The organism is Actinomycetospora sp. CA-084318, assembly GCF_050955885.1.
Classification (GTDB): Bacteria; Actinomycetota; Actinomycetes; order Mycobacteriales; family Pseudonocardiaceae; genus Actinomycetospora.
In genome coordinates this window covers 5,825,188-5,847,545 of sequence record NZ_CP192098.1, presented here as the reverse complement: position 1 = coordinate 5,847,545, position 22,358 = coordinate 5,825,188, and the positions used below count along the sequence as shown (strand labels likewise).

Here is a 22,358-nt window from a genome sequence, read left to right as displayed (position 1 = left end):
CCCTCCGGGACGCCGGATGTTGCCAGCGCGACTCCGCAGGGCCCTCCCGCGCACGTACCCTGGTCGCTGCGCCCCGCCCCCGTCTCGAGGAGCCCCTCGGTGGTCGAAGCCGATCCCGGTCCGTCGGCACCCACATCCCCCCACGACGACGTCCCGCACGAGGAGTGCGGGGTCTTCGGTGTCTGGGCCCCGGGCGAGGAGGTCGCGAAGCTGACCTACTTCGGCCTGTTCGCCCTGCAGCACCGCGGCCAGGAGGCGGCCGGCATCGCCGTCTCCGACGGCCGCCAGATCGTCGTCTTCAAGGACCTCGGGCTGGTCAGCCAGGTCTTCGACGAGCAGACGCTGTCGTCGCTGCGCGGGCACATGGCCGTCGGCCACACCCGCTACTCGACCACCGGCTCGTCGACCTGGGAGAACGCCCAGCCGACCTTCCGGACGACGAGCGCGGGCACCGGCATCGCGCTCGGCCACAACGGCAACCTGGTGAACACCGCCGAGCTCGTCGCGCGCCGCGCCGAGGCCGCGCCCTCGCGCAGCCGCGTCACCGCCACCACCGACTCGGACGTGGTCACCGGCCTGCTCGCCGAGTCCGCCACCGACCTCGGGGTCGAGGAGGCGGCGCTGCGCCTGCTGCCCGACCTGCGCGGTGCCTTCAGTCTCGCCTTCTGCGACGAGACCACGCTCTACGCCGCCCGCGACCGCCACGGCGTGCGCCCGCTCGTGCTCGGCCGGCTCGACCGCGGCTGGGTGGTCGCCTCCGAGACCGCCGCGCTGGACATCGTCGGCGCCTCGTTCGTCCGCGAGGTCGAGCCCGGCGAGCTGATCGCGATCGACGCCGACGGGCTGCGCTCCTCGCGCTTCGCGGCGCCCGAGCCCAAGGGCTGCATCTTCGAGTACGTCTACCTCGCCCGGCCGGACACCTCCATCTCGGGCCGCGGGGTGCACTCCACCCGCGTCGAGATCGGCCGCAAGCTGGCGAAGGAGCACCCGGCCGAGGCCGACCTCGTCATCCCCGTGCCGGAGTCCGGGACGCCCGCCGCGGTCGGCTACGCCGAGGCCTCGGGCATCCCCTACGGCATGGGCCTGGTCAAGAACGCCTACGTGGGCCGGACCTTCATCCAGCCCTCGCAGACGATCCGGCAGCTCGGCATCCGGCTCAAGCTCAACCCGCTGCGCGAGGTCATCCGGGGCAAGCGGCTCGTGGTGGTCGACGACTCGATCGTCCGCGGCAACACCCAGCGCTCCCTGGTCCGCATGCTGCGCGAGGCCGGCGCGGTCGAGGTGCACGTCCGCATCGCGTCGCCGCCCGTGCGGTGGCCCTGCTTCTACGGCATCGACTTCGCCTCGCGGGCGGAGCTGATCGCGAACGGGCTCGACAACGAGGGCATCCGGCGCTCCGTGGGTGCCGACAGCCTCGGCTACATCTCCTCGGAGGGCCTGATCGCGGCCACCGAGCAGCCCCGCTCCCGGCTGTGCACGGCGTGCTTCTCCGGCGAGTACCCGATCCCCCTGCCCGAGGAGGCCATGGTGGGCAAGCACCTGCTCGAGGACGTCGCGGGCACCGCCTGCGGCGACTCGGGCAACGTCGTCCACCAGAACGGCACCCGCGCGGGCGTGCCGCCGGTGCCGAGCGGTCCCGACGGGTCGGGCTCCGCCGCGCTGCGTCTCCCGCTCTCGCGGACCACCCCCGGCTACGGCGCCGAGGACGCCCTCTCGCGCCCGTGAGCGGGACCGCGAACGGCGGCGGGAGCAGCTACGCGGAGGCGGGCGTCGACGTCGCCGCCGGTGAGCGCGCCGTCGACCTGATCAAGCCACTGGCGGCCGCCACCCGCCGGCCCGAGGTGCGGGGCGGCATCGGCGGGTTCGCCGGGCTGTTCGCGCTCAAGACCGGGAAGTACACCGAGCCGCTGCTGGCCGCCTCCACCGACGGCGTCGGCACCAAGATCGCCGTCGCGCAGGCCGCCGACAAGCACGACACGGTCGGCCTGGACCTGGTCGCCATGGTCGTCGACGACCTCGTGGTCTGCGGCGCCGAGCCGCTGTTCCTCCAGGACTACCTGGCCATCGGCAAGGTCGACCCGGCCAAGGTCGCCTCCATCGTGTCCGGCATCGCGGAGGGCTGCCGCATCGCCGGCTGCGCCCTGCTCGGCGGCGAGACCGCGGAGCACCCCGGCGTCATGGAGCCCCACCACTACGACCTGTCGGCCACCGGCGTCGGCGTCGTCGAGGCCGACCGCGTGCTCGGCCCCGAGCGGGTGCGGGCCGGGGACCAGGTCATCGCCATGGCCTCGTCCGGGCTGCACTCCAACGGCTACTCGCTGGCCCGTCGGGTGCTGCTCGACATCGGTCGGATGTCGCTCGACGGGCACGTCGAGGAGTTCGGCCACACGCTCGGCGAGGAACTCCTCGTGCCCACGCGCATCTACGCACGGGACTGCCTGGCGCTCGCCGCCGAGACCGACGTCCGCACGTTCGCCCACATCACGGGCGGCGGGCTGACGGCGAACCTCGCGCGGGTGATCCCGAAGGGGCTGCACGCCGACCTCGACCGGACCACCTGGAATCCGGCGCCGGTGTTCAAGCTGATCGCCGGCCGCGGACGCGTGGAGCGCGCCGAGATGGAGGCGACGTTCAACATGGGCGTCGGGATGGTGGCGATCGTGCCGCCCGACGACGTCGACCGGGCCCTCGCCGTCCTCACCGCCAAGCACGTGCCCGCGTGGGTGCTGGGCGAGGTCGTCCGGGGCGACATCGCGGGCGCCACGCTGTACGGGGACCACCCGCGGTTCTGAGGGACCGCGCCCTCCGCGAGAAGCACATCAGGCAGGTCCGCGAGCCCGCGGACCTGCCTGATGTGTCTCTCGTCGGGACGGGTCAGCCGCTCTTGAGCTCGCTGTGGAGCTTGAGGACGCGCTGCCCGTCGTCCTGCTTCAGCACGTAGGCCGGGTTGTCCTCCGTGCCGTTGCGCGTCTGCTTCTTGCCGTCGATCTGACGCTCGACGCGCTCCGTGTGCACCTCGTCGACCTGGGCCTCACCTTCACCGTTGCCCCAGTTCCACTTGACCTGGTCACCCTTGCTGAAGGCCTTCGTCATCGCACTCTCCCGTCCGCATCGGAACACGCGGCATCGCGTCCCGTCGAGGCCCGTGACGTGGGCGGCTCGACGGGGCGGGGTGCCCCCGAGGCGGGGCGGTGAAGCGCGGGACGGAGACCCGTCCGAGGTGTCAGCGCTCGTCGTAGCTGTACTCGGAGTAGCGGGAGTCCACTTGGTCGTCGTCATCGACCGTGTGCCGCGAGAACGGGTCCCCGCTGGCCAACTCCCTCTGCAGGGCGTCGAAGTCGGTGCTGGGGGAGCTGTACTTGAGCTCGCGAGCGACCTTCGTCTGCTTCGCCTTGGCTCGTCCGCGTCCCATGGGCAATGACCCCCTCGAACAGGGCGGGGGGCGGCCGGTCAGACCGGCGGCCCCCCTCATCTCATAGCAATGCTCGTGGCACGAGCATACCGTGTGTCCGAACGCGCGTGCGACGTGACGTGGCACCATCGCGCCCGTGCCCGCCCCCTTCGTCTGCTACCTCCGCGTCTACGAGCCGCTGGGGGCGCTCCCGGGGCCGTTGGCCCAGCGTGTGCGGGCCGGACTCGCCCGGGGTGCGATCCCCGTCACCCGCGTGGGGGCCCGGGAACGGGATGTGTGTCTCAGGGCACAGCTGGGTGTCCCGGTGCGTCTGCTGCCCGGCGAGCGGGTCGACGGGACCGCCACCGAGGGTCCCGTCGACGTCCTGCTGGCCGACGGCGCGGACGCCCCGGCGGCCGAGGAGGGCTCGCCCGCGCCGGCCCGGTTCGGGCCCACGACGATGGTCTGCCCGCTCGACACCCGCCCGCGGGCGGCGGCGGCCCTGGTCGGTTTCCTCTCCAGCGAGTCGCCGGTCCTGCGGACGGCCGCGCTGCACCACGAGGAGTCCACGGTGCGCTCCCGGGCGGAGGCCGTCGTGGCGGAGCTCGGGGAGGGCGCCACGCACATCGTGTCGGCCACCTGGACGGTGCCGCTCCCGTGGTTCGTGCTCGTCGAGGCGGCCGACCGGGTGCTCGTCCTCGCACACGACGACGCGGCGACCGCGGACGGCCCGGGGCTGCGGCGGCGCTGCTACTGGCGGGTGTCCATGGCGGACGCCCTGGCGCGCGCCGACTCGGCGGCCGAGCTGCTGAGCTCGACCCTGGGCGACGGCGGACCGGCCGAGGTGCTGCGCGACACCGCCCGCTGGCTGCGCCACTTCGACGCCGGCTCGCTGGTGGAGCTGGACTACGGCGGGCTCGTGCAGCTCGTGGACGACGAGACGCTCGCGGGCGACACCTCCGCCGAGGACGTCGCCGCCGCGCTCGACGCGCTGCGCGAGGGCGACGCCGAGAAGGCGATGGAGAGCTACCGCCGGCTCCGCGACTTCTGGGCGAGCCGGGCGATCCGGGAGAGGGCGAACTAGACCGCTCGGCCGCACCCCTGGAGCGAACGAGCGGCACTCTCGCGTCATCTATGTGCGCCAGAGTGCCGTTCGCTCGGGATGGGGACGGGGACGGTCGGGACGAGGCCGCTAGGCGCCTTCGCGCTCCCGACGCAGCAGCTCGTCGATGCTCGCCGACCCGGTGCGGTAGCGGCGGCCGATCTCCTCGTTGCAGGCGTCCATCACCTGCTGCACGCGGATGCGGTGGTCGGAGACCGAGGCCTCCTCGGCGGCGTAGGCCTCGGCGGACTCGGCCAGCTCGGCGTCGGAGAGGCTCGCGACGTCGGAGAGCCCGGTGTCGGCCAGCAGCGCCTCGACGTGGCGACGGTGGGACTCGGCGCGGGACGGCTGCACCGTGTGGTGGCGCCCGCGACCGGCGGCCGGGCCGATGGCGTTGTCGGCGAGGATGCGGGGCAGCGCGTCGACCACCGAGGACTCCTCGGCCGAGCCGGTCCCGGCGCGCCGGTGCTCCTCGAAGCGCACGATGTCGATCCGCGCGTGGAGCAGCCGACGCAGGTAGGACAGGTCGGTCTCCTCCTGGGCGGCGTCGTCGCGCATCGCCCGGAGCTCGTCGAGCGAGCGGTCACCGATCGCGGCGAGGAACGCGGGGTCGAGGACGCGGTCGAGACGCCGCCGACCACCCTGCCGGAACTCGATCATGGCCTCCATGGTGACCGACCCACCCGTCCGATGTCACCCGTCGGAGCGGGAGCGGGCGTCGACCGGGCATCGGTGCGCGGGCGCCGGTCGTCGGAGGGCGCCGGACCCGGCGGATCAGGCCGCGAGCACACGCGCGACCCACGCGGGGTCCACGTTCCGTCCACTGACGATCGCGACGGTGCGGCCGCCCACCAGGTCGGGGTGGGTCAACGCCCCGGCCGTCGCGACCGCGCCGCTGGCCTCCGCCGGGACCCCGGCGGCGTGCAACAGGCGCGCGGCGTCCTCGATGGCGTCCTCGCCCACGGTCACCACGTCGTCGACGAGGGCCGCCACGTGCTGCCACGGCAGGGCCCCGAGCCGTTGCGCGCGCAGCCCGTCGGCCGCCGTGCGCGCGACGTCGGCGGCGGGCCAGGAGGTCAGCTCGCCGGCCTTCTTCGACGCCGCGGCGTCCCCGGCGAGCTCGGGCTCCACGCCGACCACCGACACCCCGCTGCCCGCCAGCGCGGCGGCGATGCCCGAGATCAGGCCGCCGCCCCCGACGGGCACGAGGACCCGGTCGACGTCCTCGCCCAGCAGTTCCAGCCCCACGGTGCCCTGGCCGGCGATGACGTGCGGGTGGTCGAACGGCGGCACGAGCGCCCCGCCCGTCTCCGCCACGATCTCGTCGGCGCGGACCGCCCGGTCCGACGGCGGCACCGGGACGAGCGTCGCGCCCAGCGCGGCCATCGCCTCGACCTTCGCGGCCACGGCGTCGTCGGGAACGACCACCGTGCACGGCACGCCGAGCCGGTCCGCGGTCCAGGCCAGCGCCCGGCCGTGGTTGCCGCTGGAGTGCGTGACGAGGCCGCGCGCCCGGACCTCCGGGTCGAGCCGGGAGGCCGCGTGGAACGCCCCGCGCAGCTTGAAGGCGCCGATCGGCTGCGTGTCCTCCCGCTTGAGCCGCAGCCCCGGGACCGCGTCCAGCGGCTCGAGCGCGGTCCGCACGGCGACCCCGTCCAGGATCGCCGCGGCCGCCTCGACGTCGGAGCGGGTGACGAGGGCCCGGCTCATCCCTGCAGCCGGCGGACCGCCGTGCGCCCGGGCGGCTCGCCCGTGTCCGGGGGGACCGAGTCGGCGTCGACGGTGGCGGGCCCGGGGGTGCCCTCCTCGCGGTCGTCGGCGACCCACAGCTCGGCGCCGCCCGCGACGGCCGAGCGCTTCACCAGCGCCAGCGCGACCGACCCCAGCTCGTGGTGCCGGACGGCGGTGCCGATGCGCCCGACCGCCCGGCCGCCCTCGGCGGTGAGCACGGGCGTCCCGGGCGGCGGCAGGGCGTCGTCGCCGGAGGCGAGGTGCAGCAGGACCATCTGCCGCGGCGGCCGGCCGAGGTTGGCCACGCGGGAGACCGTCTCCTGGCCGCGGTAGCAGCCCTTCGCCAGGTGCACGGCCGAGCCGATCCACCCGACCTCGTGGGGGATCGTCCGGTCGTCGGTGTCGAGGCCGAGCCGCGGCCGCAGCGACGCGACGCGTAGGGCCTCGAAGGTGTCGAGGCCGGCCGGTGTCGCGCCCGCGCCGGTGAGGCGCCGCCACCAGTCGGTGAGGGCCGCGCGCGGGACGAGGAGGTCCACGGCGTGCTCCGGCCAGTCCTTCCGCCGGACGATCCCGCCGCCGGACAGCGGCCCCGCGTCGGACGCGGGCAGCTCGACGCCACCCGTCGTCAGGACCTCGGCGACCTCCGGACCGACGAGCGAGAGCAGCGCGAACTCGTCGGTGGCGTCCCGGACCTCCACCTTCGACCAGAAGGTCATCGACGACAGGTAGGCCGCGAGCGCCTCGGCGGTGCCGGGCTCGACGTCGAGCCAGATCGCCCCGTCCACGTGGCTGATCACCGCGTGGTGCTCCACGCGGCCCTGCACGTCGAGGACGAGGCCCTCGGTGCCGGCGCCGTCGGGCAGGTCGGCGACCTGCTGGGAGACCAGCAGGTGCAGCCAGCTCAGCCGGTCGTCGCCGGTGACGACGACGAGCCCGCGGTGGGACCGGTCGACGACCACCGCGCGGCGCGTCGCGGCGCGCTGCTCGGCGAAGGGGTCGCCGTAGTGCGAGGCGACACCCCCGTCGGGGCGCGCGTCGTCGCCGTCGGGGTGACCGATGGCGTGCGGGGTGTCGAGCAGCGGGGAACGACTCATGCCTCCTCCTCCGGGTCGTCGGTGTCGGACGACTCGCACCGCGAGCAGAGCCCGGACAGCGCCACGTGCGTCGCGTCCAGGGCGAACCCGGTGCGCGTCGCGAGGACCTCGGCGAGGTCGTCGAGCAGTTCCGCGTCGACCTCGTCGACCGTGCCGCAGCGGTGGCACACGAGGTGGACGTGCTCGTGCTCCCCGGTGGCGTAGGTCGGCGCGCCGTGGCCGAGGTGGGTGTGGCGCACGATCCCGAGCTGCTCGAGCAGGTCGAGCGTCCGGTAGACCGTGGTGATGTTCACCGCAGGGGCGATCTCCTGCACCTTGGTGCAGATGGCCTCCGGGGTGGCGTGCCCCAGCTCGGACACGGCGTCGAGGACGAGCTGGCGCTGTGGGGTCATGCGCAGGCCGCGGCGGTGCAGCGTCTGCCGCAGTTCGGTGTCCACGCCGTCGATGGTAGGCCGCCGCGACACGCCGGGAACGCGCCGTCGGCGGCCGTTCGGCGTCTCGCACCGCTCCGGATCGGTCCCTACCATCGGTGGGGCCCGATCACGGACGGGATCGGGGCGGTGACGAGGTGATGTATGACGACGGGTGAGCGGGGGCGGACTCCCCCCGACGCCGAGCACTACCTGGACCTGCCGGACGCACCGGAGGAGGCGGACGGGCCGCACTTCGACGTGGTGCTCCGGGGGTACGACCGGACCCAGGTCGACGAGCACGTGGCCGGGCTGCGCCGGATGGTGGCGCAGCTGCGGGCCCAGCTCGCGGTCCGCGAACGGCGCCGGGCGCCCGAGCCGCCGCCTGCCCCGCGCCGTGAGCTCGCGGCGACGCTGCAGGAGGGTTCGCCGAGCGCGCCGGCGGCGGCTCCGTCGCAGGACCCGGACCAGGTCGGGGCGTTCAACGAACGCCTGCGCGGCATCCTCCAGGCCGCCGAGCAGGAGGCCGCGCTCGTACGCAGCAAGGCCGCCGAGTCGCTGCTGGCCGAGCACGCCGAGTCCCGCGCCGCCCTGGCCGACCTGCGCGCCCAGCGCGACGCGGTGTTCGACGAGCTCGTCAAGGTCAAGGGCCATCTCGACGACCTCGTGGCCAACTCCGGCCGGCCGTCGCGGCCCTGGCCGGGTCCGCCGCAGCGCCGTCCCTTCGGCCCGCCGCCCTACCCGCCCCCGGGTCCGCCGCGGCCCGTGCCGCCGCAGGACATCGAGGACACCTCGGACCTCGCCGCCGAGAACTGATCGCGCTCCGCTCGCGCCGCAGTTGCGCTCCGTGGTGGGCGGGTACGCTCCGTCGCCATGCAGTCGTGGCTCTCGACGCCGGAGTCCTGGATCCGGGCCGCGGCGGTGCTGATCGGCATCGCCGTGGTCCTGCTGCTGCTCGCCGCAGTGCTCGGGTGGCGCGCCCGGCGCCGGGCGCGTCGGGCCGTTCCCGACGACGCGGCGCGGCGCCTGGTGGCGGCGCTGGTCGCCGATCCCGACGAGGCGCTCGCCGCGCTGCGCCGCGGTGACGAGCCGTGCGCGACGGCGATCGCCCTGCTCCGCGCCGGTGTGCCGGCGACCGGGGTCGCCCGGCTCACCGGGATCGACGCGGCCGACCTCGGCGAGGTCGTCGCCACCCGGCTCGGGGTGCTCGAGCCGGGCTGAACCCGCGGTCGGGGACCCCTCCTGGCCGGACGAACGCGTCGTTCGTGGCCTCTAGGTGCACGAACGGGTCGTTCGTCCCGCAGCCGAGGACCCCGTCATCCCACGATGCGCTGCAGCCGGGCCGAGACGTGCGGCTGCATCTCCTGGCCCATCATCGCGCGCTCCTCGACGTAGAAGAGGTCGCCCTCGACGATGCCGTAGAGCCGGTTCGCGGCCTGCACGTCCTTGGCGCTGGCGGTGCGCACCGTGGCGTCGGTGGAGAGCTCCCACGAGGTCTGCGTGCGCGCCGTGCCGTAGAAGATCTCGACGATGCCCGTGGCGTGGGCCAGCAGCAGCTCGATCGTGCCGTCGGGCTGTGGGCGCCAGAAGCCGGTCTCGCGGGCGGCCGGGCGGACCACGGCGCCGCCGGGCCCGTCGAGCAGCCAGGCGCGGGCCTCCCAGGAGAGGAACGGGCGGCCGTCGTGGGCGACGGTGATCTGCTGGCCGAAGTGGAACGGGCCGTCGATCGTCGGGTAGACGACCTCGCCCTCCCCGCGCCACACCCCGACGAGCGGGAGGACGGGGAGCAGGGCGTCGTTCAGGTCCGGGCCCTGCCGCAGGTTGGCGGTGTCGTCCGCGATCGGCAGGTCGGCCCACTGCGGGCGGTTGGCGCCCCGGGTGTGCTCGGCGCGCTCCTCGGCGGCGCGGATGGCCTCGTTGCCGGCGAGGCCCTCGGGCACCTCGGGGACCTCGGAGCTCACGACGCACCTCCGGAGAGGTCGCGGGGAGCTTCGTCGCGGAAGAGCCGCCTCGTCAGGACGAGCGCGTAGGAGAGGATCCCGGCGCTGGTCGCGGCGAGGAGGACCGTGTAGACCCAGGCCACCCGACCACCCTAACGACGAACACCCGCCTCACCCGGGAGGGGCGGGACGGGTGTCCGACGATGTGGATTCTCTGCCACTGGATCCGACAGCAGTCCTACGCAGCACGCCGATAGGGCTTCGCTGCCACCGGGGACATCAGCCCACCGGCACCTCGGTGGTGTAGAGCCCGGGGCCCTGCACCGCGACGTCGGCCTGGCCGTTGCCCGAGCGCGAGAGCGCCCGCACCGTCCAGCTGCCCGGCGCCGCGAAGAAGCGGTAGTCGCCGGTCGCCGAGGACACGACCTCGGCGGTGAACTCACCGGTGCCGTCGAGGAGACGCACGTAGGCGCCGCCGACCGGCGAGCCACCGTTGGTGACCTTGCCGACCAGCACCGACTCCTTGGTCAGGTCGACCCCGGCCGGGATCTCGGCCGTCTGCTCAGGAGCTCCGCACATCAGGACTTCCCATCCCCGGTCTCGACCGGCACGCCCACGAGCGAGCCGTACTCGGTCCACGACCCGTCGTAGTTCTTGACGTCGGACTCGCCCAGCAGCTCGTGCAGGGCGAACCAGGTGTGCGACGACCGCTCGCCGATGCGGCAGTAGGCGATCGTCGAGCGCGACGAGTCGAGACCCTCGGCCTCGTAGAGCTTGCGCAGCTCGTCGTCGGACTTGAAGGTGCCGTCCTCGTTCGCGGCCTTCGACCACGGCACGTTGAGCGCCGAGGGGATGTGGCCGCCGCGCTGCGCCTGCTCCTGCGGGAGGTGCGCCGGCGCGAGGAGCTTGCCGGAGAACTCGTCGGGCGAGCGGACGTCGACCAGGTTCTTGGAGCCGATCGCGTCGACGACCTCGTCGCGGAACGCGCGGATCGAGAGGTCCTGCTCCTTGGCGGAGTAGGTCGTCTGCGGGCGCTCCGGCACGGCGGTGTCGAGCTTGCGGCCGTCGAGCTCCCACTTCTTGCGGCCGCCGTCGAGCAGCTTGACCGCGGTGTGGCCGTAGAGCTTGAAGTACCAGTAGGCGTAGGCGGCGAACCAGTTGTTGTTGCCGCCGTAGAGCACCACGGTGTCGTCGTTCGAGATGCCCTTGGCGGAGAGCAGCTTCTCGAAGCCCGCCTTGTCGACGAAGTCGCGGCGGACCTGGTCCTGCAGCTCCGTCTTCCAGTCGATCTTGACGGCGCCGGGGATGTGCCCGCCGTCGTAGGCGCTGGTGTCCTCGTCGACCTCGACGAACACCACACCGTTGGCGTCGAGGTTCTCCTCCGCCCAGTCGGCGGTGACCAGGGCGTCCTGGCGGCTCATGAATGACTCCTCATCGAAAGACGGACGGCGCCGTCACGGCGCCGCCGGGAAAGGGACACACCGGGGGTCGCGACGGCTCGTCGAAGGACGACGGGGAGAGCGGGTTCCGCTAGGCCGCGCGACGGGCGCCGGGACACAGGCAGCTGTCGACACGGCACAGGTCGACCGCGCGCCGCCGTGTCAGGCCCTCGTCCACGGGCGCCACGCTACCCAAACCTGCCCGCGCAGGTCACCCGTGTCCGTGCGATCGGCCGAGGTGGGGCTCGATCGCCGTGACCAGCGCGGCCCGGCGCGGCACGCCGTCCACCCGGAGCAGCTCGTGCCCCCGGCCGTCGACGAGCAGCGTGGTGGGCGTGCGGGCGACCCCGAGCAGCCGCGCGAGCTCGGGGCGGTCGGCCAGGTCGACGTCGCGGTGCACCAGCCCGGGCAGCTCGGCCGCCACGTCCCCGAGCACGCTGCGGGTGTCGCGGCAGTGGGTGCAGAACGCCGCGGAGATCTGCAGCAGTACGAGGCCGCCGTCGCGGGCGGCGAGGTCGGCCGGCAGCCGCGGGGCGGGCACGGCGCCCTCCTGCGCGGCGGGCGGCGCGGGGACGCGGTGGCGACGGCGCAGCAGCAGCCCGACCACGAGGACGACCGCGCCGAGCGCGACGATGACCACCAGGGTGACGACGGCCGCCGTCATGCGCTCCAGCCCCTCTCCGACCACGGCCGTGGACCCGCCCGTCCACGCCCGCTCCCACGGTAGGCAGTGGCTCTCCGGCCCGGCGCACGCGGGCTCCACGTGCCGGCCCACGTGACATGGAACGCGCGCCGGGGTGACGGCGCGGTGAACGGCGCTAAGGTCTCCCCACCACTGTGGAGGGAGACTCGCGTGGAGCTGCTGCTGCTCACCGCCGACCCCGAACCGACGTCAGTGCTGCCGTCGTTGACCCTGCTACCCCACGGGCTGCGCACCGCGGCCCCCGAGGTCGCCGCCCTGCTCGACGCCGGACCGCACGACGCCGTCCTCGTCGACGCCCGCCACGACCTCGCCGCCGCCCGGAGCCTGTGCCGTCTCCTGGGTTCCACCGGGCTCGACGTCCCGGTGATCGCCGTGCTCACCGAGGGCGGCCTGGTCGCCGTCTCGCTGGAGTGGGGCGTGGACGAGGTGCTGCTCCCCGGCGCGGGCCCGGCCGAGATCGACGCCCGGCTGCGCCTGCTGCGCGCCCGGCGCTCGTCCGACGCGGCCGGCGGCGACGGCGCGCTGGTCCTGGGCGAGCTGGTCATCGACGAGGCCACCTACGCGGCCCGGCTGCGCGGCCGCCCGCTCGACCTCACCTACAAGGAGTTCGAGCTCCTCAAGTACCTCGCCCAGCACGCCGGCCGCGTGTTCACCCGCGCGCAGCTGCTGCAGGAGGTCTGGGGCTACGACTTCTTCGGCGGCACCCGCACGGTCGACGTCCACGTCCGCCGCCTGCGCGCCAAGCTCGGCGCCGAGCACGAGCAGCTGATCGGCACCGTGCGCAACGTCGGCTACAAGTTCGTCCGGCCGGTGCGCGGGGTCCTCGGCGGCGGCGACGGCGCCCGGGGCGGTCTCGCGCTCGACGAGTCCTCCGACGACGAGGAGCCCTCCGGGGCCGGGTCGCGCGACGACCGCGTGGTCCGTCCGGCGGTGTGGGCCGGACGCGTCTGACCAGCGCGTACCGTGGCGCGGTGTGATCACGCCGCAGTGGATCGAGCCGACGTCGACCGACCGGGAGGAGCTCGGTCGGTTCGCCGCGGACCTCGCGCACGCCGACGGCGTGGCCGCGTTCTCCGAGGCGTCCCTGCTCGACCTGGCCACGCCCACCGGGCACGGCCGCTACCTCGTCGCGCGGGCCGACGACGGCGCCCTGCTCGGCTGGGCGCACGTCGACGCGGCCGACCCCGAGGACGTCGTCGTCGAGCTCGGGGTGGCCCCGACCGCGCGTCGTCAGGGCGTCGGGCGGGCGCTCGCCCGGGCGCTCGCCGCCGACGACGTCGCGCGTCCCGGCCGGATCCGCGTCTGGGCCCACGGCGACCGTCCCGGCGCGGCGGAACTGGCCGGCGGCGAGGGCCTGGTGCGCGAGCGGGAGCTGTGGATGATGCGCCGACCGGCCGACGCCGGGGCGCTGCCCGAGCAGCGGCCGGTCGACGGCGTGTCGATCGGCGCGTTCGAACCGGGTCGCGACGAGGACGACGTCGTCGCGGTCAACGCCCGCGCGTTCTCGTGGCACCCGGAACAGGGCGGCATGACCGCGGACGACGTGCGGCGCCGCGAGCAGGAGCCGTGGTTCGACCCGGCCGGCTTCCTGCTGGCCCGCGAGGACCACGCGGACCGACTCCTCGGCTTCCACTGGACCAAGCGCCATCCTGACGGTGCGCGGACGGACGACGGGCCGGTCGGCGAGGTGTACGTGGTCGGCGTCGACCCGGACGCGCAGGGGCGGGGCCTCGGCCGTGCCCTCACCCTCGCCGGGCTGCACCACCTCGCGGGCCGCGGGCTCGACGAGGTGATCCTCTACGTCGAGGCCGACAACGCCCCGGCGGTCGCGACCTACCGCCACCTGGGCTTCGAGGTGGACGCGACCGACGTGTCCTACCGGCTGCCGCCGACCTGATCGACGCGCGACACCTGGCGGTCACCTGACGGTCACCCCAGCAGCGACAGGTGAACGTTCAACCACGGTCCGTATACACGCACACGTCGTGTGACCAGCATCAACCCGTTCCGGTGGCCCTCCACGGGCGTGTTCACCTCGCGTTCACCTGCTCACCCGGAGTCGTCCATCCCGGCTGCCTAATGTCCGCGTCCGGCCGTCACGACGCGTGGTCCGGCCGAAATGACCGGATCGCCGACGCGGCGACCGGGCTCGAGGACGAGACGGGAGATCTCTGTGAGGTTCCAGCGGCGCGCAGCGGCGATCGGCATGATCGCGGCCGGGGCGCTCCTGTTCAGCGCGTGCGGCAGCGACAACAACTCGGGCGGCTCCACCGAGCAGGCGTCGGGTGTCACCTGCGGCGGCAAGCAGGATCTGCGGGCCAGCGGCTCCACCGCCCAGGCCAACGCGATCACCGGCTTCGTCAACACGTTCGAGCAGACCTGCAACGGCCAGACCGTGAACTACACCGCGAGCGGCTCCGGCGCCGGGCGCAACGAGTTCATCGGCGGCCAGACCGACTTCGCGGGCTCCGACGCCGCGCTGAAGGCCGACGAGGCCCAGCGCGCCGCCCAGCGCTGCGCCTCCCCGGCGCTCAACCTGCCGCTGGTCTTCGGCCCGATCGCGGTCGCCTACAACGTCGCTGGCGTGACCGACCTGGCTCTCGACGGCCCGACCGTCGCCGCGATCTTCAACGGCCAGATCACCACCTGGAACGACCCGCGGATCGCCGCCCTCAACCAGGGCAAGAACCTGCCGGCGGCGCCGATCGTCGTGAACTTCCGCTCCGACGAGTCGGGCACCACGCAGAACTTCCAGACCTACCTGAACGCCGCGTCGAACAACGCCTACGGCAAGCAGGCCACCCAGACGTTCAACGGCGGCGTGGGCGCCGGCGCCCGCGGTTCGCAGGGCGTCACCGACGCCACCAAGAACACCCCGAACTCGATCGGCTACGTCGAGGCGTCCTTCGCGCAGAAGGCGCAGCTCCCGGCCGCGCAGATCATCAACTCGGGCGGCGGCCAGCCGGTGGCCCTCTCCACCGAGAACGTCGGCAAGGCGATCGACGCCGTGCAGGTCACCGGGCAGGGCAACGACCTGACCCTCGACCTGAACAGCCTCTACAAGACCACCACCCCGGGTGCGTACCCGATCGCGCTGGCGACCTACGAGATCGTCTGCACCAAGTACGCCGACCCGCAGACCGGCCAGGCCGTGAAGGCGTTCCTGCAGACCGCCCTCTCGCCGCAGGCCCAGGGCACGCTGACCGCCGGTGGCTACGTGCCGATCCCGGACGCGTTCAAGCAGCGCCTGACCACGTCGATCAACTCGATCTCCTGATCGCGTAGATCGAACGCAGCGTGACCCCCGACGGCGACGAGGCGGATTCCAACACCGTGAGCGAACGCACCACCGAGCGGGCCCCGTCGGACGACCCCGAGACCCGGGGTCGTCCGGCCGGGTCGGCCACCATGTCCCCTGTGACCGACACCAAGCCCCCGACCACCGGTTCCTCCCGGACGACCTCCGGGGGCACCGGGGAGCGTGTGTTCCGCGGGCTCACCACCGGATCCGGCCTCGTCGTCGTCGCGGCGATCGCCCTGATCGGCCTCTTCCTGGTCGTCCAGGCCGTCCCGTCGCTGCTCGCGAACAACGCGAACTTCCTGACGAGCCCCGTCTTCAACACCACCGACGCGTCCAACCTGCGCTTCGGCATCCGTGACCTCCTGGTGGTCACGCTGCTGTCGTCGCTGATGGCGCTCGTGATCGCGATGCCGATCGGCATGGGGATCGCGCTCTTCCTGACGCAGTACACGCCGAAGCGCCTGGCGCAGCCGTTCTCCTACGTGATCGGCCTGCTCGCGGCGGTCCCGTCGATCGTCTTCGGTCTCTGGGGCATCCTCGTGCTCGCCCCGGCGATCGAGCCGATCGCGGCGTTCCTGCAGACCTACCTCGGCTGGTTCTTCCTCTTCGCCCCGGGCAACCTCCCGGTGCTCACCGGCACGATCTTCACCGGCGGCATCGTGCTGGCGATCATGATCCTGCCGATCGTCACCGCGACCACCCGTGAGGTCTTCGCGCAGACGCCGCGCTTCCAGATCGAGGCCGCCCAGGCCCTCGGTGCCACGCGCTGGGAGGTCATCCGGATGGCCGTCCTGCCCTACGGGCGCAGTGGCTTCATCGCGGCCTCGATGCTCGGTCTCGGCCGGGCGCTGGGCGAGACGATCGCCGTGCTGCTGGTGATCCGGGCGGCGACCTCGCCGTCGACCGGCAGCCTGTTCGACGGCGGCTACACGTTCGCCTCGCTGATCGCGTCGGCCGCCTCCGAGTTCAGCCAGCCGCTGCCGACCGGCGCCTACATCTCGGCCGGCCTCGTGCTCTTCATCCTGACCTTCGTGGTCAACGCGGTCGCCCGCGTGGTGGCGGGCGGGAAGGTGAACGGCTGATGAGCGCCACTCTCGACGCCCCCGACCAGCCGGCTGCGCCGCCGACCTTCCGCAACGTCTCGACGTCGCGCAAGGTCAAGGACCGGGCGGCGACCGTCCTGGTCTCCCTCGCCTTCCTCATCGCCGTGGTCCCGCTGGTGTGGCTGCTGGTCAGCGTGCTGATCAAGGGCTTTCCCGCGATCGTCTCGGCCGACTGGTGGACGCGCTCGCTCTCCGGTGTCACGCCGGACGAGGTCCGCGGCGGCGTCTACCACGCCATCGTCGGCACGCTGGTCCAGGCCGTGATCTCGGGCGTGATCGCGGTGCCGATCGGCATCCTCGCCGCGGTCTACCTCGTCGAGTACGGCCGCGGGAAGATCGCGAAGACCACGAGCTTCATGGTCGACATCCTCTCGGGTGTCCCGTCGATCGTCGCGGCGCTGTTCGTCTTCGCGCTGTTCGTCTCGATCATCGGCCTCGAGCAGAGCGGCTTCCTCGTCGGCCTGGCCCTCGTGCTGCTGATGCTCCCGGTGGTCATCCGCAACACCGAGGAGATGCTGCGGCTGGTCCCGGACGAGCTGCGCGAGGCCTCCTACGCGCTGGGCATCCCGAAGTGGAAGACGATCCTGCGGATCGTGCTGCCGACCGCCCTGTCCGGCACCGTCACCGGCGTCATGCTGGCCTTCGCCCGCGTGATGGGCGAGACGGCCCCGGTGCTGGTCCTCGTCGGCTACGCCCGGGCGATCAACTTCAACCCGTTCGAGGGCAACCAGGCGTCGCTGCCGCTGCTCATCTACACCGAGCTCTCGACGAACCCGTCGGCCGCCGGCCAGCTCCGCATCTGGGGCGGCGCGCTGACGCTGATCCTGATCGTGATGCTCTTCCAGCTCGCGGCCAGCCTCATCTCCCGCTACTCGGCGATCTCGAAGTAAGGACCATCGTGGCCAAGCGTCTCGACCTCAAGGACGTCGACATCTACTACGGCGAGTTCCACGCCGTGCAGAACGTCAACCTCTCCGTCCCGCCGCGCAGCGTCACCTCGTTCATCGGGCCGTCGGGCTGCGGCAAGTCCACGGTGCTGCGGACCCTGAACCGGATGCACGAGGAGATCCCCGGCGCGCGCGTCGAGGGTCAGATCCAGCTCGACGGCGAGGACATCTACGCCCGCGGCTCCGACGCCGTGGCCGTGCGCCGCACCATCGGCATGGTGTTCCAGCGCCCCAACCCGTTCCCGACGATGTCCATCCGCGACAACGTCGTTGCCGGGCTGAAGCTGCAGGGCGTGCGGGACAAGAAGAAGCTCGACGAGGTCTGCGAGGCCTCGCTGCGCGGCGCGAACCTCTGGAAGGAGGTCTCCGGCCGGCTCGACAAGCCCGGCGGCGGCCTCTCCGGCGGCCAGCAGCAGCGTCTCTGCATCGCGCGGGCGATCGCCGTGCAGCCCGACGTGCTGCTCATGGACGAGCCCTGCTCGGCCCTGGACCCGATCTCGACGCTCGCGATCGAGGACCTGATCGGCGACCTCAAGAAGGACTACACGATCGTCATCGTCACCCACAACATGCAGCAGGCCGCGCGGGTGAGCGACCAGACGGCGTTCTTCAACCTCGAGGCCACCGGCAAGCCGGGCCACCTCGTCGAGATCGACGACACCGAGAAGATCTTCTCGAACCCGACCGAGCGGGAGACCGAGGACTACATCTCCGGCCGCTTCGGCTGAGTTCTCCCTTTCCCGACGACGGGCCCTGCCGCACCCGGTGCGGCAGGGCCCGTCGTCGTTCGTGGGCGCCTCACCCCATGACGAACGAACGGCACCCCCGCAGCTTCTCTGTGCGCGAGAGTGCCGTTCGTTCGGAACGGGGTCGCTCCGATCAGGCCAGCGGCGGGTCCGGCATCTTGCCGGTGACCATGAAGACGACGCGGCGGGCGACGGCCACCGCGTGGTCGGCGAACCGCTCGTAGAACCGGCCGAGCAGCGTCACGTCGACCGCGGGGGCGACGCCGTGCGGCCAGTCCTTGGTCATCATCACGGTGAACAGGTGCCGGTGGAGGTCGTCCATGGCGTCGTCGTCGGACTCCATGGTGAACGCGAGCTCGATGTCGCGGTCGAGGATCACCCGGCGGGCGTCCTGGGCCAGGTCCAGCGCGACCCGGCCCATCTCGGCGAAGTAGGGCGCGACCTCCTGCGGGAGGACGAGCTCGGGGTGGCGACGCCGGGCGGCCTTCGCGACGTGCAGGGCGAGGTCGCCCATGCGCTCGAGGTCGCCCGCGGAGTGGATGGCGGCGATGACCGAGCGCAGGTCGCCCGCCACCGGGGCCTGCAGGGCCAGCAGCCCGAACGCCTGGTCCTCGGCGGAGGTGCGGATCGCGTCGATCTCGGTGTCGGAGGAGATGACCTCCTCGGCCAGGTCGAGGTCACCCTCGAGCAGGGCGCTCGTGGCCTTCTTCATGGCCTCGCCGGCCAACAGGGACATCTGGGCGAGCTCGTCGTTCAGCGACGAGAGCTTCTCGTGGTAGGCCGCGCGCATGGGCGCAGACTAGGCGGAGGGCCGGTCGGTCACCCGTCGCCCGCATGAATCAGAGGTGAACGCCGCCGAATGTGAGCAGGTCAACGGCAGGTGCTGTCCGCCGCGTTGACCAGCGTCGGCAGCGGGGCGGTGGGCGCGGGGGCGGTCGGGTCGACGACCCGGCCGTCGAAGTCGTCGCCGAGCTCGAGGACGAGTGCTCCGGCCCCGGCGCGCGGGTCGAGGACGGCGCCGGGGACCGCCTTCTGCAGCGTCGCGGCCGCACCCGCCTGGTCGGGCGTGAAACGGATCGTCGTGCGCGAGTCGGTCGCGGCGGCGGCGGTGGAGCCGCGGACGTCGCTCGTGACGGTGAACCCGTACCCGCGCAGCGACCCGGCGACCGAGCCCGCGGACGGCCCCTGCTGTGCGCCGAGGCGGCCACCGACGTCCCGGCGGAACCCGGAACCCTCGTCGTCGCGGGAGCCGTCGCCGCCGCCGTCGTCGCTGCTGCCCGACCCGTCGTCGTCCGACCCGCTCGCGGAGCGGGTGCTGCCGGACTCCCCGGAGGCGCTCACCTCCGTGGCGTCGCCGCTGCCGTCGTCGCCCGTGGACGTCGCGGAGCGGGCGTCGACGAGTCGGAGAGCGACCCGCTCGGCGGGCACCGGCGGTGCCGGGGGCGGCCCGGTGGGGGTGGCGCCGGGCTGTCCGGGGAGCGGCGTGTCGTTGATGATCGCGTCGAACAGCGAGCGGTTGTCGACGGTGCGGAGGACCTCGTTGCCGCGGGCGTTCGCGACGCCGGTGGTGGGCACCGTCGTGAACGTGACCGCGCGGGCGTCGAGCCCGGAGAGCGACTGCCCGAGGGACAGGAGCTGCGCCGCCTCGATGTTCTCGCCGTAGGTGGAGCGCCCGACGGCGTCGACCAGGCCGCGCAGCTTCCCGACGTCGAGCAGCGTCCCGGCCGACAGGGTCTTGCGCAGCAGGGCGGACAGGAAGATCTGCTGGCGGTTGATGCGGCCGTAGTCGCTGGTCGGGTCCCCGACGACGTGGCGGGCCCGGACGAAGCCGAGTGCCTGGTCGCCGGTCAGGACCGAGGTGCCGGCGCGGGGGACGACGGTGCCCAGGACGGTGTCGCGCAGCGGTTTCTCGAGGCAGACCGGGACGCCCTCGACGGCGTCGACCATGTCCTTGAAGCCGGAGAAGTCGACACCGAGGAAGTGGTTCACGGCGAGCCCGGAGAGTTCCTGGACCACCTTCGTCACGCAGCGCGGCCCGCCGACCTGGTACGCCGAGTTCAGCTTCATCCGCGGCGCGCGGGGGATCGTCTGGCCGGTGTACGCCCCGGAGACCGAGTCCCAGCGCTCGCAGGCCGGGCGGTCGATCTCGAGGTCGCGCGGGAACGAGACCACGGTCATCCGCGCCCGGTTCGCCGGCACGTGGACGATCATCACGGTGTCGGAGCGGGCGCCCGGGACGTCGGTGGCGTCGCCGACGTCCTCGCTCGGCGGGGCGCCGACGCGCGTGTCGGAGCCGACGACGAGGAAGTTCTGGTCCCCGGCCTGGGCGGCCGGGTCGATGATCGAGGCCGACGTCGGGTCCAGCGCGCCGATCTTCTTCACGGCGGCCTCGAACCAGGACGTCGCCCCCCACGCGACGCCGCAGACCAGGACGATGACCGTCGACATCGCGACGGTCGTCAGCCGCAGCGTCCGCGCCCACGTCCACGGGCCGATTCGGGTGCGAACGCGCGTCCCGACCCCGGAGAGCACGGCCGACGTGGCGGCGAACCCGGTCGCGTCGCCGTCGGGGACGAGCACGGCGCGCGGGGCGGCTGTCGGTGCGGCGGGCTCGCGAGGGGGACGTGGGGCAGGTTCCGGGGCGGCGGGGGCTGCCTGGTGTGCCTCTCGCGGTGGGGCCGGCTCCGCGGTGGTGGCCGGCGGCGCGGAAGGCTTCCCGACGGCGGGTGGCGCAGCCGGTTCACGAGCGGGACGTGGGGCAGGGTCCGGGGCCGCAGGGGCTGCCTGCTGTGCCTCTCGCGGCCCGGGCTTCCCGACGACGGGAGCGGCGGTGCGGATCGTCGGGAGCTCCGAGGGCGGCCCCGCGGGTTCGTCGGCTGCTGCGGCGGCCGCGACGAGGTCGCGCATCGGCTCGGTCTCGGCGGCCGCCCCGGCGGGGCGCAGGCTGCGGCGGCCGGGGCGCTTGCGGGCGAGCGGCACCATCGTCGGCGCGACGCCGCCGCGCCGGTCGACCGCGGTCTCACCGACGACGACCCGCGTGGGCACCGACGGCGGTCCGGTCCGCACCGTCTCCGACGACCGGGCCGCGGGGACGCCGGGACCGGCGCCGCGCTCACGGTCGTCGGTCACGGGACCCCCGAATGGTCAGGAACGCATCCGGAGACCGGCGGCCGTCCGGGGTGCACGGATCGTACTGAGGCGGTCACCGGGTCGCGCGCGCGGGTTACTCCGGAGTTTCGTCGGAGGCAAGCATCGTCACTCGATCGTGACGGAGTCGTCCGTTCGGCCCTCTGCGTGCCCGCACTCAGGGCAGGGCGCGCCCCGATCGGGCCTGGTGGCCCACCGCGCGGGCGATGGCGGCGATCCCCCGACGTCCGGCGGCGGGTCCGGCGAGCCGCACCTGCCCCGTGTCGTCGCGGAACGCCACGGCGTTGCGCCCGGTCCGCTTCGCGACGTAGAGCAGCTCGTCGACGTGGTCGAGGAGGCCGTCGCAGGTGCCGCCCGTGTCGTCGGGGTCGAGGCAGGCCAACCCGAGGCTCGCCGTGACGCGCAGCTCCGGGGCGATCGCGGACCAGTCGTGGTGCTCGATCCGCGCCCGGATCGACTCGCACAGGGCGACGGCGTCCGCGTCGGCCGGCCGCGGCAGGACGAGCGCGAACTCCTCGCCGCCGTAGCGGGCGCAGAACCCGTCGGGCACGCGGCCATCGAGCTCGGCGCGCATCAGGCCGACCAGCGTGCGCAGGACGGCGTCGCCGATCGCGTGCCCGTAGGTGTCGTTGACGAGCTTGAAGTGGTCGACGTCCACGAGGGCCACGCAGACCGCGCCGTCGTTGCCGTCACGCAGGGTGGACAGTCGCTCGTCGAGGTAGCGGCGGTTCCAGGTGGCCGTGAGGCTGTCGCGCCGGCTCTGCTCGCGCGCCTCGGCCCGTTCCCGCCGGAGACGGTCGACTTCGCGGCGTAACTGCTCGGGCACGTGGACCGGCGGTGTGTCGCCGAGGTGCACGAGCGCCATCGCGGCGCGCAGGTGCTGGTAGGCGCGCCGCCAGTCGCCGCGGTCGGCGAGCACCTCCGCGGCCGCCTCGTGGGCCCGTGCCTGGGCCGCGCGGGCCGTCCCCGCGTCGTCGGTGGCCGCGTCCAGGCGGAGGGCCTCGTCGATCCCGACGATCGGTGCGGTGTCGAACGTGCTGGCAGCGGGCCCCTGACGGTCGTCGGAGGGGATCTCCGGAGCCGGTGCGCCTGCCGTCGTGGCGGGCGCACCCGTCGACACCCGGTCCGGCGCACTGCCGACCGTGGAGCCCCTCACGACCACCCGCCGCTCCCTCGATGCCTCGCGTCCGTGCTCCCTCCAGTGTGACGCCCGAACGATCCTGTGCAACGTCCGCAGCCCGCTCGCCAACCGAATCCACCGTCCGGTCGACGTGACTCTGCGTGAAAGACACTGTGGATTCGGT

The 22,358-nt window shown here is 73.5% G+C and carries 26 protein-coding genes; 11 read left to right on the top strand and 15 right to left on the bottom strand.

Annotated features, from left to right (window positions below):
* Positions 1–99 precede the first annotated feature (99 nt).
* Together purF and purM are read left to right on the top strand one after the other, a co-directional pair.
* Positions 100–1,725: an amidophosphoribosyltransferase gene (gene purF / locus ACQPYX_RS28650; protein ID WP_433800649.1), complete on the top strand. Its 1,626-nt coding sequence runs from the start codon at positions 100–102 to the stop codon at positions 1,723–1,725.
* On the top strand, positions 1,722–2,792 hold the full coding sequence (gene purM / locus ACQPYX_RS28645) for a phosphoribosylformylglycinamidine cyclo-ligase (protein WP_433800648.1): 1,071 nt from the start codon (positions 1,722–1,724) through the stop codon (positions 2,790–2,792). Before purF ends, purM begins: the two co-directional genes overlap by 4 nt.
* Before the next feature lie 82 nt (positions 2,793–2,874).
* On the opposite strand, the gene ACQPYX_RS28640 is transcribed toward purM, so the two are convergent.
* On the bottom strand, positions 2,875–3,093 hold the full coding sequence (locus ACQPYX_RS28640) for a DUF2945 domain-containing protein (RefSeq protein WP_433800647.1): 219 nt from the start codon (positions 3,091–3,093) through the stop codon (positions 2,875–2,877).
* Positions 3,094–3,223: 130 nt separating this feature from the next.
* Positions 3,224–3,412 (bottom strand): DUF3073 domain-containing protein, encoded by a 189-nt coding sequence (locus tag ACQPYX_RS28635; RefSeq protein ID WP_433800646.1) that lies wholly within the window; start codon positions 3,410–3,412, stop codon positions 3,224–3,226.
* Positions 3,413–3,548: 136 nt separating this feature from the next.
* On the opposite strand from ACQPYX_RS28635, the gene ACQPYX_RS28630 reads away from it, so the two are divergent.
* The gene (locus ACQPYX_RS28630) at positions 3,549–4,475 is read left to right on the top strand and encodes a hypothetical protein (protein ID WP_433800645.1); all 927 of its coding nucleotides are present in this window, start codon (positions 3,549–3,551) and stop codon (positions 4,473–4,475) included.
* 108 nt (positions 4,476–4,583) lie between these two features.
* On the opposite strand, the gene ACQPYX_RS28625 is transcribed toward ACQPYX_RS28630, so the two are convergent.
* From ACQPYX_RS28625 to ACQPYX_RS28610, 4 genes are all read right to left on the bottom strand, one after another.
* On the bottom strand, positions 4,584–5,153 hold the full coding sequence (locus tag ACQPYX_RS28625; protein ID WP_433800644.1) for an RsiG family protein: 570 nt from the start codon (positions 5,151–5,153) through the stop codon (positions 4,584–4,586).
* Positions 5,154–5,267: 114 nt separating this feature from the next.
* Positions 5,268–6,203, bottom strand: a complete 936-nt coding sequence (locus tag ACQPYX_RS28620) for a threonine ammonia-lyase (RefSeq protein ID WP_433800643.1) — start codon at positions 6,201–6,203, stop codon at positions 5,268–5,270.
* Entirely contained in the window at positions 6,200–7,318 is a 1,119-nt protein-coding gene (locus ACQPYX_RS28615) for a YgfZ/GcvT domain-containing protein (protein ID WP_433800642.1), read from the bottom strand. The genes ACQPYX_RS28620 and ACQPYX_RS28615 overlap by 4 nt, the downstream gene beginning before the upstream one ends.
* On the bottom strand, positions 7,315–7,755 hold the full coding sequence (locus ACQPYX_RS28610; protein ID WP_433800641.1) for a Fur family transcriptional regulator: 441 nt from the start codon (positions 7,753–7,755) through the stop codon (positions 7,315–7,317). Before ACQPYX_RS28610 ends, ACQPYX_RS28615 begins: the two co-directional genes overlap by 4 nt.
* Before the next feature lie 138 nt (positions 7,756–7,893).
* On the opposite strand from ACQPYX_RS28610, the gene ACQPYX_RS28605 reads away from it, so the two are divergent.
* Both ACQPYX_RS28605 and ACQPYX_RS28600 read left to right on the top strand, forming a co-directional pair.
* Positions 7,894–8,544, top strand: a complete 651-nt coding sequence (locus ACQPYX_RS28605; RefSeq protein ID WP_433800640.1) for a hypothetical protein — start codon at positions 7,894–7,896, stop codon at positions 8,542–8,544.
* Between the two features lie 57 nt (positions 8,545–8,601).
* Positions 8,602–8,949 (top strand): hypothetical protein, encoded by a 348-nt coding sequence (locus tag ACQPYX_RS28600; RefSeq protein WP_433800639.1) that lies wholly within the window; start codon positions 8,602–8,604, stop codon positions 8,947–8,949.
* A gap of 95 nt (positions 8,950–9,044) precedes the next feature.
* On the opposite strand, the gene ACQPYX_RS28595 is transcribed toward ACQPYX_RS28600, so the two are convergent.
* From ACQPYX_RS28595 to ACQPYX_RS28570, 6 genes are all read right to left on the bottom strand, one after another.
* On the bottom strand, positions 9,045–9,689 hold the full coding sequence (locus ACQPYX_RS28595) for an FABP family protein (protein ID WP_433800638.1): 645 nt from the start codon (positions 9,687–9,689) through the stop codon (positions 9,045–9,047).
* Entirely contained in the window at positions 9,686–9,811 is a 126-nt protein-coding gene (locus ACQPYX_RS28590; protein WP_018330590.1) for a hypothetical protein, read from the bottom strand. The genes ACQPYX_RS28595 and ACQPYX_RS28590 overlap by 4 nt, the downstream gene beginning before the upstream one ends.
* A gap of 136 nt (positions 9,812–9,947) precedes the next feature.
* On the bottom strand, positions 9,948–10,247 hold the full coding sequence (locus tag ACQPYX_RS28585) for a DUF1416 domain-containing protein (RefSeq protein ID WP_018330591.1): 300 nt from the start codon (positions 10,245–10,247) through the stop codon (positions 9,948–9,950).
* Positions 10,247–11,089, bottom strand: coding sequence for a sulfurtransferase (locus tag ACQPYX_RS28580; protein ID WP_433800637.1), 843 nt, complete (start codon positions 11,087–11,089; stop codon positions 10,247–10,249). The genes ACQPYX_RS28585 and ACQPYX_RS28580 overlap by 1 nt, the downstream gene beginning before the upstream one ends.
* 109 nt (positions 11,090–11,198) lie before the next feature.
* Complete coding sequence (locus tag ACQPYX_RS28575; protein ID WP_352231083.1) at positions 11,199–11,285, bottom strand: putative leader peptide; 87 nt, start codon at positions 11,283–11,285, stop codon at positions 11,199–11,201.
* A 33-nt stretch (positions 11,286–11,318) separates the two neighbouring features.
* Positions 11,319–11,795: a TlpA family protein disulfide reductase gene (locus tag ACQPYX_RS28570; RefSeq protein ID WP_433800636.1), complete on the bottom strand. Its 477-nt coding sequence runs from the start codon at positions 11,793–11,795 to the stop codon at positions 11,319–11,321.
* 165 nt (positions 11,796–11,960) lie between these two features.
* Here ACQPYX_RS28570 and ACQPYX_RS28565 point away from each other — a divergent pair, with 165 nt between their 5' ends.
* The 6 genes from ACQPYX_RS28565 to pstB all read left to right on the top strand — a co-directional run bounded on the left by ACQPYX_RS28565 (position 11,961) and on the right by pstB (position 17,889).
* Positions 11,961–12,761, top strand: coding sequence for a winged helix-turn-helix transcriptional regulator (locus ACQPYX_RS28565; protein ID WP_433800635.1), 801 nt, complete (start codon positions 11,961–11,963; stop codon positions 12,759–12,761).
* Positions 12,762–12,801: 40 nt separating this feature from the next.
* Positions 12,802–13,707 carry a mycothiol synthase gene (gene mshD / locus ACQPYX_RS28560; RefSeq protein ID WP_433803828.1) on the top strand — a complete coding sequence of 302 codons (906 nt, stop codon included), beginning with the start codon at positions 12,802–12,804 and terminating at the stop codon, positions 13,705–13,707.
* A 276-nt stretch (positions 13,708–13,983) separates the two neighbouring features.
* Complete coding sequence (gene pstS / locus ACQPYX_RS28555; RefSeq protein WP_433800634.1) at positions 13,984–15,087, top strand: phosphate ABC transporter substrate-binding protein PstS; 1,104 nt, start codon at positions 13,984–13,986, stop codon at positions 15,085–15,087.
* Positions 15,088–15,107: 20 nt separating this feature from the next.
* Entirely contained in the window at positions 15,108–16,193 is a 1,086-nt protein-coding gene (gene pstC / locus ACQPYX_RS28550) for a phosphate ABC transporter permease subunit PstC (RefSeq protein ID WP_433800633.1), read from the top strand.
* Positions 16,193–17,104: a phosphate ABC transporter permease PstA gene (gene pstA, locus ACQPYX_RS28545; RefSeq protein WP_433800632.1), complete on the top strand. Its 912-nt coding sequence runs from the start codon at positions 16,193–16,195 to the stop codon at positions 17,102–17,104. The genes pstC and pstA overlap by 1 nt, the downstream gene beginning before the upstream one ends.
* An 8-nt stretch (positions 17,105–17,112) precedes the next feature.
* A complete protein-coding gene (gene pstB, locus ACQPYX_RS28540; protein WP_433800631.1) occupies positions 17,113–17,889 on the top strand; it encodes a phosphate ABC transporter ATP-binding protein PstB in 777 nt (258 codons plus the stop codon).
* A 151-nt stretch (positions 17,890–18,040) separates the two neighbouring features.
* Here pstB and phoU read toward each other — a convergent pair whose 3' ends face one another.
* The 3 genes from phoU to ACQPYX_RS28525 form a co-directional block, all read right to left on the bottom strand.
* Positions 18,041–18,697: a phosphate signaling complex protein PhoU gene (gene phoU, locus ACQPYX_RS28535; protein ID WP_433800630.1), complete on the bottom strand. Its 657-nt coding sequence runs from the start codon at positions 18,695–18,697 to the stop codon at positions 18,041–18,043.
* Between the two features lie 80 nt (positions 18,698–18,777).
* Entirely contained in the window at positions 18,778–21,036 is a 2,259-nt protein-coding gene (locus tag ACQPYX_RS28530) for an LCP family protein (protein WP_433800629.1), read from the bottom strand.
* Between the two features lie 175 nt (positions 21,037–21,211).
* Positions 21,212–22,210, bottom strand: a complete 999-nt coding sequence (locus ACQPYX_RS28525) for a GGDEF domain-containing protein (protein WP_433800628.1) — start codon at positions 22,208–22,210, stop codon at positions 21,212–21,214.
* Positions 22,211–22,358: the final 148 nt, after the last annotated feature.

What these genes read in the sequence shown, in the direction of transcription:
- ACQPYX_RS28620 (WP_433800643.1), bottom strand. Translation starts at nt 6,203, where the DNA reads ATGAGCCGGGCCCTCGTCACCCGCTCCGACGTCGAGGCGGCCGCGGCG.
- ACQPYX_RS28605 (WP_433800640.1), top strand. Translation starts at nt 7,894, where the DNA reads ATGACGACGGGTGAGCGGGGGCGGACTCCCCCCGACGCCGAGCACTAC.
- ACQPYX_RS28640 (WP_433800647.1), bottom strand. Translation starts at nt 3,093, where the DNA reads ATGACGAAGGCCTTCAGCAAGGGTGACCAGGTCAAGTGGAACTGGGGC.
- pstA (WP_433800632.1), top strand. Translation starts at nt 16,193, where the DNA reads ATGAGCGCCACTCTCGACGCCCCCGACCAGCCGGCTGCGCCGCCGACC.
- phoU (WP_433800630.1), bottom strand. Translation starts at nt 18,697, where the DNA reads ATGCGCGCGGCCTACCACGAGAAGCTCTCGTCGCTGAACGACGAGCTC.
- ACQPYX_RS28635 (WP_433800646.1), bottom strand. Translation starts at nt 3,412, where the DNA reads ATGGGACGCGGACGAGCCAAGGCGAAGCAGACGAAGGTCGCTCGCGAG.
- ACQPYX_RS28615 (WP_433800642.1), bottom strand. Translation starts at nt 7,318, where the DNA reads ATGAGTCGTTCCCCGCTGCTCGACACCCCGCACGCCATCGGTCACCCC.
- ACQPYX_RS28625 (WP_433800644.1), bottom strand. Translation starts at nt 5,153, where the DNA reads ATGATCGAGTTCCGGCAGGGTGGTCGGCGGCGTCTCGACCGCGTCCTC.
- ACQPYX_RS28585 (WP_018330591.1), bottom strand. Translation starts at nt 10,247, where the DNA reads ATGTGCGGAGCTCCTGAGCAGACGGCCGAGATCCCGGCCGGGGTCGAC.
- ACQPYX_RS28600 (WP_433800639.1), top strand. Translation starts at nt 8,602, where the DNA reads ATGCAGTCGTGGCTCTCGACGCCGGAGTCCTGGATCCGGGCCGCGGCG.
- ACQPYX_RS28580 (WP_433800637.1), bottom strand. Translation starts at nt 11,089, where the DNA reads ATGAGCCGCCAGGACGCCCTGGTCACCGCCGACTGGGCGGAGGAGAAC.